General features: G+C 35.4%; 3 protein-coding genes and 1 pseudogene. 1 reads left to right on the top strand and 3 read right to left on the bottom strand.

Translation table 11 applies throughout. The features are described 5' to 3' along the window. Positions 1-79 precede the first annotated feature (79 nt). The 3 genes from ACFINL_RS06990 to ACFINL_RS06980 form a co-directional block, all read right to left on the bottom strand. Positions 80-2,146 carry an autotransporter outer membrane beta-barrel domain-containing protein gene (locus tag ACFINL_RS06990; RefSeq protein ID WP_375651212.1) on the bottom strand — a complete coding sequence of 689 codons (2,067 nt, stop codon included), beginning with the start codon at positions 2,144-2,146 and terminating at the stop codon, positions 80-82. A gap of 140 nt (positions 2,147-2,286) precedes the next feature. Next, on the bottom strand, positions 2,287-4,635 hold the full coding sequence (locus tag ACFINL_RS06985; RefSeq protein ID WP_375651210.1) for an autotransporter outer membrane beta-barrel domain-containing protein: 2,349 nt from the start codon (positions 4,633-4,635) through the stop codon (positions 2,287-2,289). Between the two features lie 631 nt (positions 4,636-5,266). Next, positions 5,267-7,789, bottom strand: a complete 2,523-nt coding sequence (locus tag ACFINL_RS06980) for an autotransporter outer membrane beta-barrel domain-containing protein (protein ID WP_375651208.1) — start codon at positions 7,787-7,789, stop codon at positions 5,267-5,269. 2,408 nt (positions 7,790-10,197) lie between these two features. On the opposite strand from ACFINL_RS06980, the pseudogene ACFINL_RS06975 reads away from it, so the two are divergent. Further along, positions 10,198-10,644: pseudogene (locus ACFINL_RS06975) on the top strand (integrase arm-type DNA-binding domain-containing protein); the annotation flags it as partial. Positions 10,645-12,301: the final 1,657 nt, after the last annotated feature.

Below are 12,301 nucleotides of genomic sequence, written 5' to 3'. Positions count from 1 at the left end.
CATTATGTCTCTTTTGTAAGAGACAAAACGAAACATAATGAGATCTCTTCATATTTCAAGATAAGGAATACAAGTATTTTTAAAAGTGATAGCGTATTCCAGCGGAAATATTTATTGCAGAGATGCCAGCTTTTTTGAATTTATGTTGATAGCTGAGATCACTATGAAGCTGAATATTTTGTGATAAGTGTGTGTGAATACCAAAACCACCTTCGATTAAAGATCCCATAGCTGCAAGCTGAAAATTTTCACTAAAAGTTTTGATCATGTTCAGTTTGCCGTAGAAAGAAACAGCATGTCCTTTGTTTTGCGTTAAACGTCCGCCAATACGGAGCAGCCATTGATAAGGATTACTTATGTCTATTTTAGAGTTATCGTCATCTGAGAAAGAGCTCCTATCTGATAAAGAACCAAGCATGAGACGTTGATAAACAAGTTGTGCTTGCGGTTCTAGGATTACACCTTCCAAACTGGTTGACAGTTTTTGACCAACAGTTGCAGCGGCTCCTAATGTTTTACTATTCTTCACTTTTGAGGTATGTTTGATGAGAGCTGTAGCGTGATTTTCTTTGAAAATTCCATAAGAGAGAAAGGCACTTGCATAGATGCCACTGTCATGCTGAATATTTCCATATGCGGTGAGTGACCATTTATCAAACATATTTTTTTGAAAGCTCTCCTTGTTTTTAGGAGTAAAAGACAGTTTCCCATATGTTCCGAAAAGACCAAAGTTGCTGCTGATATTTTGATCTTTTAGCGCTATTAGTGTTGCTCCTGCTTGCAATGCAGCATAGCGAATATCTGCTTGGATACCATCTTGTTTTGCTTGAACCTTAGAAGAAAAGGTGCTTTTATTGCCATAAGATGATAAGAAAACGCCTCTCTCTGGATGATCTTTGGGTTCAAACATTGTTATTTGCATATTGTCTAACAAGATATTTTGATTGTTGACATCACTAAACCCAACAGCAAACATCGCAATAGGCATGGTTAAAGAACTTTCTCCTTGTGGTGTAAGAGTTGTGCTTTTGTCTGTTCCATCAAGAGAAGTAGAAGCTGCGGTTGCTTTATCATCATCTGTAAGTTTAGAGGTGCTCTCTGTCGCAGCGGTAGCGGTATTCTCAACCTTTGGGAGCAATTTCATATGCGCTTTTTCTGATGTATTAAGAGTCGTTTTTGATTCCGAGGAAGTGGTGTTTGTTTGGGGATCAATATCAGATTGCGAATTTTCATTTATTTTAGGCTGTCTCATTCCATGATCTGTTCTTGTGAATGAATTGTCCTTGTGTTGGGCAGCAACATGAGCGGGTGGTAATTTATCACTAGCGCGTCTTTGTTTTGTACTGGAGTCAATAAGAGGTTGTTTATTCTTTTCAGATGCAGGAGGGGATGTTTTTTCTTTTCTCTCCACGTTGGTTATTCCATCCGCGTTCAAAGTCTCTAATACTGCTTTGCGTAAAGTATTGGAAAGTTCCTTGTTTTGTCCTTGTAAGGCAGTATCCACTTGTGCCGCCTTATGTAATATTTCTGCTGTATTTTGCAGTTTGTGCCAATCACGATTGTCTTGGCTTACCCATTGTTGGTGTGCAGCATTAACACGCTGTTGGTTATCAGCTTCAAGGATTGCTGCCGCCTTTACGGCATCGGAAACTGCTTTGTCGTAGCCACGTAATAAATTTTCTCTTGTTTTTAATCGATTCTGACGTAATTGTTCAAGTTTTGCTCTGGCTTGCATCATGATTTGCATATCTTGATGGTGTTTGTTTGCCATGGCTTGGGCACGTATATTATCCATTTCACGGTTCACCACGTTTATATGAGCACCAGAACCATAACGACCTGCACCTGCAAAAGAGCTGTTAATCGTATCTCTTACACGATCCATATGATTTTCAAGTGCTTGGTTGAAGTGCGAATTATCCTCCATCATGGCGCCAGAGGCTATCTTTTCAAGATTTTTTTCTGCTTGTGTTGGTGTGTTTATTAAATCAATAGCACGGCGATATTGTTCAGGTAATTTCATAATCCCTTCAATGGCATGGCGTTCCTGGGGGCTTAGAGCAGAGGCGGTGCTGGTAGATGTGAAGTTAAAAGAAGAAAAAAATAAAGCACAAGCGGCTGTACATAACAAAAGATTCTTATGCATAGAGATGTTCCTTAAGATATTTTCTTTATTTTGCTAAAAATGAACCACTTTTTGACACATTACGGTTTTTTGTAATGTAGTTAAGCAGCACTGTTTTCATCTCAGCGCTGCTTATGCGTCAAAATAGAGAGCTAAGATTTCTAAAAGCGATAACGCATTCCTCCGGAAAAATTAATTCCAGAGAACCCAGCTTTTTGAAGTTTATGTTGGTAATTAACGTCAGCATGAAGTGCGATATTTTTAGAAAGCTGCGCGTTAATGCCAAGCCCACCTTCAAGGGAAGAGCCCATAGAATCGAGATGGAAAGATTCCATAACATCGATAGTGCGCTCCTCACCAAAAGCTTTGATGACATTCAATTTACCATAAAAAGAAAGAACACGATCTTTTTCAATAGGAAGCATTGTTTTTGTTAAACGCCCTCCAATACGGACCAACCATTGATAAGGGGGCTTTATATTAACTTGGAAGCCATCAATATCTGAAAGAGTGCCAAAGGCAATATGTTGATAAATAAGTTGTGCTTGTGGTTCAAAAGACAGCCCTTCAACACCAGTTGCTAGTTTTTGTCCAACGGTAGCTGATATATTTAATGTATCCGTATTGTTTAATTCTGTGGTGTTGCCGATAAGGGCTGTTGTAATATGTCCGTTTAAAATGCCGTAGGAGAAAAGTGCATTAATATAGAGACCATTGTCATGGTGGAGATTCCCATATACCGTAAAGGACCATTTATCCAGTATGCTTTTGTCAGAACCTTCCATGTCCTTTGGCGTAAAAGCGAGCTTTCCATATGTGCCTAAAAGACCAAGATTCGCGGTTATATTTTGATTTTCTAACGTTGTTAATGTCATGCCTGCTTGTATAGCAGCATAGTGAACATTAGCACCATAACCATATTCCAATGGACTACGGCTGGAAGATAACGTCATCTTGTTGCCATAAGTCGATAAAAATATCCCTTTTTGTTTATGACCTTCTAATCCAAAAACTGTTGAGTGCATATTATCTAACAGTGTATTTTGATTGTTTATATCAGCCAAGCCAGAGGAGAATATTGCATTATGCATAACCAAATAGCTTGCCATTTGAGGAACAAGAGCTTTGATTTTTCCTTCATCATCAAGAGTCGCATTTTGTAGACGGAAATCCCAAAACTCTTCACTTTCTTGCAAGAGACTTTGCTGTTTGTCAGCTCTCCCACGGCTAGATGTTGGTCCATAGCCATTTAATACATATTTATAGGGCAATCCACCCATTGTAGTGTAGCCATTTGCCAGCGTGAAGGCGGCTTCCTCTGCTTTTCCAGACACCTGAACAAGTGAGAGACCACGCGCATTCAAAGGAATTGAAACTTCATCATTATCGAATGGTTCTGCACGCTTTGAAAGATTGTTGAAATAGATCGTTGTGGTGCCTGAGACATTACCATGAACGAGAACACGGTCAGTTTTTTGTTGTTCTTTTATAAGACCATTACTCCATTCGGTATTAAAGTAAATCCTTGCGTTGCCCAATGCATTGTAAACCGTTGTTGCATCGAAGCTTCTGTTTTGCTCTGCTTTTGCAGCTTCAGCTGTTGGCTGTTTTCCCACATGCAAGGTTTGATATTGATTGTCTGCTAGTTTATGCGGCGCATTAAATGTAATAGAGCTATTATTAAGGTTCAATACTGAGACAATAGACTGTGCACGTTGTTTAATATCAGTGAGCAAGTATCCTTTAGAGCTGTCAAATTCTTTGTCTACTTCAAATTGACTAATCTTTAGGGACCACTTGCTGTTATTATTGAGAGTAAAAATCGTTGTATTTTGAGGTAAAGTCTTTGCTCGTCCTTCTATAATCGAATTGTCAGCGCTTAATATAAAAGTGCGAGGATCGATATCTTTTGAGTTTTCTGGGATTTTATTTTTTAATAATATATCAGAACGAATTTCTGAACTTTTAAGTTCTACCTCAGCAACAGATTTTGCATAATCTGGTCCTAGAATACCAATACCATTTTCAACAAGAAGTTTTGTGTTGGTAAGAATTGCTTTATTGATAACTTTTTCGCCCTCTTTTACTTGGGAACTTGGGATGTAATCAAAAAGGATACCACGACTTTTGTGATGTCCGGAAACATTTATGATTGAATCTTCAATATGGATGATGCCGTTTGAAATTTCTAAACCACGGGAATTTGATTTTCCTACAGTTTTTTTAGCATGAATACGTCCACCTGTTGTTGCGGTAAATAAATTTGAGTCTGAACGCATTGTTGAATTTGTAATGGTGATAAAGGCTTTGTCATCAGCAACCACTGTTGTATATGCGCTGCGGATAAAAACGTTATTAAAGGTTTTTTCTTCTCCTGCTTTATCCGCACGAGCCATAACCATTGTAGGAGCTGATGTATTTGCATAAGTTGAACCGAAATGAGAAAAAATCAAAGTTCCAGCAATTGTACATAACAAAAAATTTTTCTTATAAATATATTTCTTACACATAGATATGCCTTTAGTATTTGGTATGCTTTGATGCTTACTTCATTCCCCTGATGGCGCAAGTACCCAGACAACTTCTATATCATTATGTTTTTATTGTAAACAACAAAACGAAATATTGTATCGTGTTCTTTATCGTTAAAAAAATGATTTTAGAAGAGCTTTTAAAATAAAAATTGCAGTTAGAAACTATGAATTGCAGAAAAGCTAGATTGATCAGTATTCCGTTTAAAAGTGTTAAGAAACAAAATATTTTGCAAGGATGTTTGTTGCTTAAGGCTGTTGTTATGGAAACTCTACAAAGTTTTTGGAGAAGCTGTTGCTTTGTGCTTACAAAAAGCTTTTAATTGATTTTCTTACACAGAGAATTATTTATTACGTGTTTTAAAATACAAAAAATTTTATTAAAAGCATTTGATTTTTATAAATCAAAAAGGCAGCTCTCTTGAGAATTCAGTATTCATTTAGAGATAACAGATTTTATTACATTTGGTTTGAGTGAGATTAATTGGCTCAAGAAAGGTGGTAGAAAGAATAGTTGTTAACGGTTCTTTCCGATAGATTGTAAAAAGGCAGCACATTTGCACTGCCTTTTATTAAAATGAATAGAATATAAATTGTTTTTTGCGTTTTCTTAAAACTGATAGCGTATTCCACCTGAAAAGCTTGCTCCAGATATACCAGTTTTTTGAAGCTTATATTGGTAGTTAACATCAGCATGAAGGGCGATATTTTGTGATAATTGTGCATTTACACCAAATCCACCTTCAAGGGCAGCTCCTATAGAATCAAGGTGGAATGGTTCACCAATCTGTATCGTACCATTGTTAGAAAAAGCTTTAACAACGTTTAGTTTACCATAGAAAGAAAGAATACCGCCGTTTTCAATAGAAAGCTTCGTTTGCGTTAAGCGTCCACCCACACGTACTAAGTATTGATAAGGATTTCCCATATCCACATCAAAGCCATCGACATCTGAGAGTGTGCCAAGCATGAGGCGTTGATAAACAAGTTGTGCTTGTGGTTCAAAGACCAATCCTTTCTTACTGGTTTCGAATTTTTGTCCAATGGTTGCTGACGCACTGAATGTATCAGCATTTTTCAATTCTGCAGTCTTTCCTATGAGAGCTGTGGTGATATCTCCCTTGAGCATTCCATAGGAGAAGAGCGCATGGATGTATATCCCATTATTATGGCGCAGCCCACTATATGCAGTAATTGACCATTTATTGAGTGTACTCTTGTCAGCACCTTCCATGTCTTTAGGGGTGAAAGCTAATTTCCCATATGTCCCCAAAAGACCGAAATTGGCGGTCATATTTTGATCTTCTAGAGCTGCTAATGTAATGCCTGACTGTAAAGCTGCATAGTGAATATCGGCACCATAGCCATATTGTAATGGCGTACGGTGAGAGGATAATGTCATCTTATTTCCATAAGTTGAGAAGAAGACTCCTTTGTTTTTATGATCTTTTGTCTCAAAGGTGTTTTCCTGCATCGAGTTGAGTAAAGTGTTTTGATTGTTTATATCAGCCAGTCCAGCTGAGAATAGTGCGTTAGGCATGGACAAATAGCTTGCCACTTGAGGAACGAGAGCTCTGATCTTTCCTTCATTATCGAGAGTCGCATTTTGCAAGCGAAAATCCCAGAAATTCTGATTTTTTTCCAAGATGTTTTGTGCGTTGTTTGCTTGTCCAAGGGATGATGAACCGGTATTTTGCGCTTCTTTCTCTTTTGGTGAAACACCTTCAATCATTGTTCCTGATGCTGATATCGTGTAGATTGTGTAGTCTTTGAGGGTATTTTCTTTTGATTCTTGTGATATTCCGCTAAAATGACTTTGTGTGCTATCGGCTGCCCCATGGCTGGATGTTGGACCATAGGCTTTGAGTATATATTTATAGGGCAATCCCCCCATTGTGGTGTAGCCGTGTGCAAGTTTGAAGGAATCTTCATTTGCATTTCCAGAAACTTGAATGAGTGAAAGACCACGCATATTCGAAGACACAGAATCTTCAGCTTTTAATATCTCACCTTTCGCAAGGTTCTTGATATGGACTGTTGTGCTGCCTGATACATCACCATGTATAAGGAGGCGGTCAGCTTTTTGCTGTTCTTTTACTAGACCATCACTCCATTCAATATTAAAATAAATTTTTGCATCGCCTGTGGCATTGTAAACTGTATTATAAGTGCTTTCTATATCGGGGATTGTACTTCCCTCAGGTCTACGAACCTCAGCTGTTCGCCCTACATACAAGGTATGATAATGATCTTTTTCCCGCCCTTGTGGTGTCTTAAATATGATAGAACTATTATTAAGATTCAGTACTGAAACGGTAGAAAGGGCTCGTTGTTTAATATCACTGAGCTCATAGTTAAACACATTAAAGTCAGTATCGACTTCCTCTTGAGAGGTCTTTAAGTACCATTTGCTTTTGTTATTCAGAGTCAAAACCGTTGTATTGACTTTTAAAGTTCTTGCTCGTCCCTCTATTGTTGAATTATCAGCGGTTAATGCTAAAGTTACAGGAAGAGTATCGTTGTCATAATATTTACGTTTCGTTTTATTTCTCAATAATACGTCAGATCGAATTTCTGAGTCTTTAAGTTGAACTTCAGCAACGGCTCTTGAGCAGTAGGGACCAAGAATACCGGTACCGTTTTTCACAAGAAGTTTTGTATTGCTAAGAACAACCTTATTGACAACTTTTTCTCCACTTTTCAGTGAAGAATCTTTTGTTTCATAAAAAACGATACCACCGGCACCTCCTCGTTGGACGGTTATGGTTGAATCTTCAACGTTGATTATACCATTCTTTGTTTCTAAACCTTTGTATACTGTATTTGCTTTAATTTCTTTAGCATGAATGCGTCCACCTTCTGATACAGAAAGTGCAGACATTTCCGTGTGTATTGTTGATTTTACAATTGTGATAGCTGCTTTATCATGCGCTAATATTCCAGGTCCTTTATCGCGGACAAGAACATTATTTAAAGTCTTTTCTTCTCCCTTATTTAATTCAATCTTTCCCAAAATTCCAGGAGTTTCAGGAGCCGATGTATTTGCATAAGTTGAACCGAAATGAGAAAAAATCAAAGTTCCAGCAATTGTACATAACAAAAAATTTTTCTTATAAATATATTTCTTACACATAGATATGCCTTTAGTATTTGGTATGCTTTGATGCTTACTTCATTCCCCTGATGGCGCAAGTACCCAGACAGTTTCTATATCATTATGTTTTTATTGTAAATAACAAAACGAATTATATCGATGATGTTCTCTATGATTTGAAGTTTTGCTTCAGAAAAACTTTTTTCATGATCATAAAAAGTTGAGAAAAGTGGATTTCATAAAACCTAGCTTGGTTAAGCTTATGCTAAAAGCACTATGAAGTATGATATTTAAAAATTGTCTATTAAAGATAATCGTTATAAAAAGCTCTATAGTGTTGAGATGTATTATTTGATGCACTCACCAAAACGATCAGCAAATTTTTTCTGCTATAAGAAGAAGAGATGAGGGGGCTATTCACAGGCTTTCTTTAAAGAGGCTAAGGGTAGCAAAGTCCATTTTTCTAAGGAAGCACAGCCCATTTCGCGATGGTGTTCATGAATGCTATAACGCTAAAGCCATAGAATCCCATCATATTTACGCTTACGAAGGAGCAAGCCGATACCTTTACGCTTAATAAAAGAGCAAGCCCGTCACACATTTTGCTAGCTCCCAATATTTGTGATAAGCCCTTGGCACTTGAGACAGTTCATGAGAGGAATTCTCAGGCTTTTCTTATATAACTTTTCTCCACACGCCAGCCCTGCTTGTAATGTGTAAGTGAATGATTTTGATTAGTTCAACATGGAACAGATTTTAAATGAGAGAAATTTACGATATTCAAGATTTTAATTCAATAGGAATAACGCTAAATTATCATTATAAATCAATATTTTGAATATTCAATTTAAAACATCTTTTATTGATATAAAAAGAACTTTATTGAGTGATTTCATTTTATAAATGAAAAAATTAGCTTTCTTGAGCATTTTGTATATGAAAGATAAAGCGCTTGTTGTTAGATTTTCTTTTCATGCATTAATTTTCTCAAAACTGTTTGTTTAGAAGAACCAGCAATGGAAGTGTAAATAAATTTTTATAGATAGCGACAACACATCGTAAAGAAAGAAATTATTTTATTGCTATAATAGATTGTAAATAAAAAAATACAGTCCGTTTTTTTGTTAATAGTAAACGGATTAATATGCTTATTTTTTTATAATTTTTATATTAAAATTGGTAGCGTATTCTATCAGAAAAACTTGTCTCGGCTACACGTCTTTTAAAAATTTTTGATAGTTTACATCAATATAGAGAGTTAAATTGTGAGATAATTGTGTATTGTGCTAAACGCACCTTTAACGGCAGAATCTATCGGATTAAGGTGAAAATGAATACCAATCTGTTTAGTATCATTAATATCAAAGTTTTTTAAGGAAGTTCACTTTCTCATACAAGGATGGGGTACGATCTTCTACGGTCCTAACAATAGTTTTTGTTAGATACCTACTCATCCGGACTAACTGGGGAGACTGTCTGATTTAATTTTAAGATTATCAATATGTTAAAAGGCGTTAAAAATCAATTTCTTAGTACACAAATTATGTTTGTGCTTCAAAAGGTTAGTTCTCTGATTATTTTTTGCAAATTTTTGACAAATGATTGTTGAGGCAATTAACATTTTTACAGCATAACTTTAATAGTATTTTTATAGAAGTTTTAGAGATATTTGCTGTCCAGATATCATAAGGGAAGAGTGTAGCCATATGAAAACACTGTTATGCTCTTATATTATAAGCTATGATTGATTATTTATCCGATATGTTTTTTTTCATTTTCTATATCCTTTGGAATGAATGAGAGTGGCTGTAGGTTTCCTATCTGTTTTAAATGTGCAGTGGTTAACTTTTCATTTTTCTAATATCATCTTTGCTTGGACAGCTCTATGGCGCATATTAGCACCATATCTATCTTCAAAGAGGAGCATAATCAAACGGTAGAGTTTCTGTACTTCCATAAGTGAAAAAGCAAGAAATCTTCTATTTTTTAAGATTTATTCTTAATGCTGTTATCTTTATATTATCTAGAAATACACTTTGCTTAGCTTTATGGGCAAATTCGATGATAAATAGCTGCGCAACCCATGTGAAGAGGAGAAAAATCGTATTTAAGTGGAAAAGAAAACACTTCAGGAAAAAATGGATTTCATGTACGAAAAGGCTGCATACTTTGTGACATATTCTAGATAAAAATACCTGATCCTTTATCTTGATAAAAATGGTATAATATGCTGATTTATAATGATAATTTATCGTTACTTTCATTGAGTTAGAGTTCTGAATAACGTAAGATTCTCTCATTTTAAACCTGTTTGTCTTAAATCAAGAAAAACCATTCTCTTGCACACCACAAGCGGGGCTGGCGTGTGGGTAAAAAATGTATAAGAAAGGACTAAAATGACTCTTATGAATCGTCTCAAAAGCCAAGGGCTTTAGCAACACCCACGAGCTGGAAAATATAATGATGGTGCCGGATTGCTCTTTCACAAACGTAAAGATGGGGGTACTCAATGCTTTATCGTTATACCATTCATATACCATTCATGGGCGCTGTCGCTAAATGGACTTGGGTGCTTTGAGAGATGTCTTTTTAAAACAAGCTCGTGAATTGGCAACTGGGTGGCGTGCTGTTTTACGTGAGGGGCGTGCCCCCATTAAAGAACGTGAGAAACGAAAACGTGAGGCAATGCGTAATCTCCATTACTTAAAAGACATTGCCTTAGATGCTTTTGAAAGTCGTAAAGCTGAATTAAAAATGATGGTAAAGATGGAAACTGGTTTTCACCTTTAAAACTCCATATTCTCCTCAAATTAGGCTGTCTGCCTATTTCAGAGATTACACAAACAGAAATACGCAATATCCTCGCTTCCATCGGTCATTCAAGATATAATACTAAAAAACACAATAAAGTCAATAGGTTGTGTGAAATTATTTTATATGAATCCACTCAAGAATCCATCTTTTTATGCATGATTCATTTGACCATTTTTTATATAAGATTGCCATGGATGAATAGACTGTAAAAAGCAAATCATGATGCAAATATTATAACGCATGTAAACGTTCAAATGAAATGAAAAGCAGATATCATTCATAACAGTTCATAAATTTTATGGTACGTTTTTATCACAGCACAAATCACATTATTTAAAAATTTAGTCGTTTGAAAATATCGATAACATAAATTGTATAGGTTTAAAAAATGGTATGAGTTTTGCTCTTTTTTGAGCTAAACCTTCAAAGGAATAATCGTTTGAAACGGTCATAAGCTTATAGGTTTAGTTTATAAAGATTGCATAAAAGGATTTAAAGACAAGATCGATTTTATAACCACGGTATTTTTTACCGCGGTAGGAAATAAAGGTCATGAAATTCAAAACGCTATATCTCATGAAATGAAAAGCCTTTTAATGAATAGATTGCAGGCTAGTCTTTAAGAACGGAACTATTCGCTTCCACAAAAAAATGGAGGCAAATAATGCTATGGCAGTAGAATAACTATCTACTTTAGATTTGGTACTAAAAACGTTTTAAAAGTTATAGTTTAAAAATACGAAACCAAAAGAGCTCTTTCCAAATTTGGGGGCAGCTATTAAGACAAAGATAAGCAAACAAACTTCAAAACCATTGTAACATCATAAGGTATGGGGTTTCTCACTTTTTATTAAAAGCAACAATGTTTAAAGAATGCTCTATTCTAAGATAACACCCCCAAAATGGACCGGCTAATATTTAAAGAAATTAGGTTTTAATGAAAAGTACAAATACGCTTATGAAAGCTCTTTAAATGCACGTTTAAACGTTTGAAACATAAAATGAGATCTTTATAAGAAACGTTAAAACTCTTTTTTATTACAGTTATAACTTAGTTATCATTTGCCCTTAAGAACGTTTCATTTATGAGAAAACTAAGATTTAGCTTTCACAGCAGAAAAAATTTAAAAACCTTACATTTTATAAAAGCGTTTGTTTATTTATCTTATAAAAAGCTGCTTTTAAAAACCAATGCTTGCAAGCTAAAAAGAACGTTTTTTGCAGATATTTATTGAATATGCATTTGCTTTTGATTGAATTATTAAAGCTACCGAGCGTTTTGATACGTTTGAGAGCAACAAAAAGCGTTTATAGGTTTTCTCATTCAAATGAGTGAGTAAAAATCAAACGCATCATTTACATTCCTTTTGATAAGTTTTCATAAAGATAATAGAGCGCTTGCAATATGATACGTTTTGTATATATGCACTGATTACTCCATTGTGGATGATTCATTTTAATCAATAAAAAACGCTATTTGAAAGCCGCGTCATATCACTTTCGACACGGCTTTTTTTTATGAATGCTATCTTTTATGAGATGTTTATAGCAATGCATTTTATATGCGTTTATAACCATAAAGAATGCACGCCCCCATGTTTCTTTTTATTCTGTTTTATCAGTTATATTGACAACATTATCCCTTTCATACACCTCACATTTTTTTGGAACCAACCTTACTTTGCTTTTTTTATTGATTTTTGCATTGCCATAAACACGCCCCCAGATCGTTGCACA

It is taken from the genome of Bartonella sp. AA78NXGY, from assembly GCF_042197005.1.
Taxonomy (GTDB): domain Bacteria; phylum Pseudomonadota; class Alphaproteobacteria; order Rhizobiales; family Rhizobiaceae; genus Bartonella.
The sequence above is the reverse complement of the archived record's forward strand: the minus strand, read 5'-3'. Positions and strand labels throughout refer to the sequence as shown.

Bases quoted from the DNA above. Each gene is read 5' to 3' on its own strand.
- ACFINL_RS06980 (WP_375651208.1), bottom strand. From the start codon at position 7,789: ATGTGTAAGAAATATATTTATAAGAAAAATTTTTTGTTATGTACAATT.
- ACFINL_RS06985 (WP_375651210.1), bottom strand. From the start codon at position 4,635: ATGTGTAAGAAATATATTTATAAGAAAAATTTTTTGTTATGTACAATT.
- ACFINL_RS06990 (WP_375651212.1), bottom strand. From the start codon at position 2,146: ATGCATAAGAATCTTTTGTTATGTACAGCCGCTTGTGCTTTATTTTTT.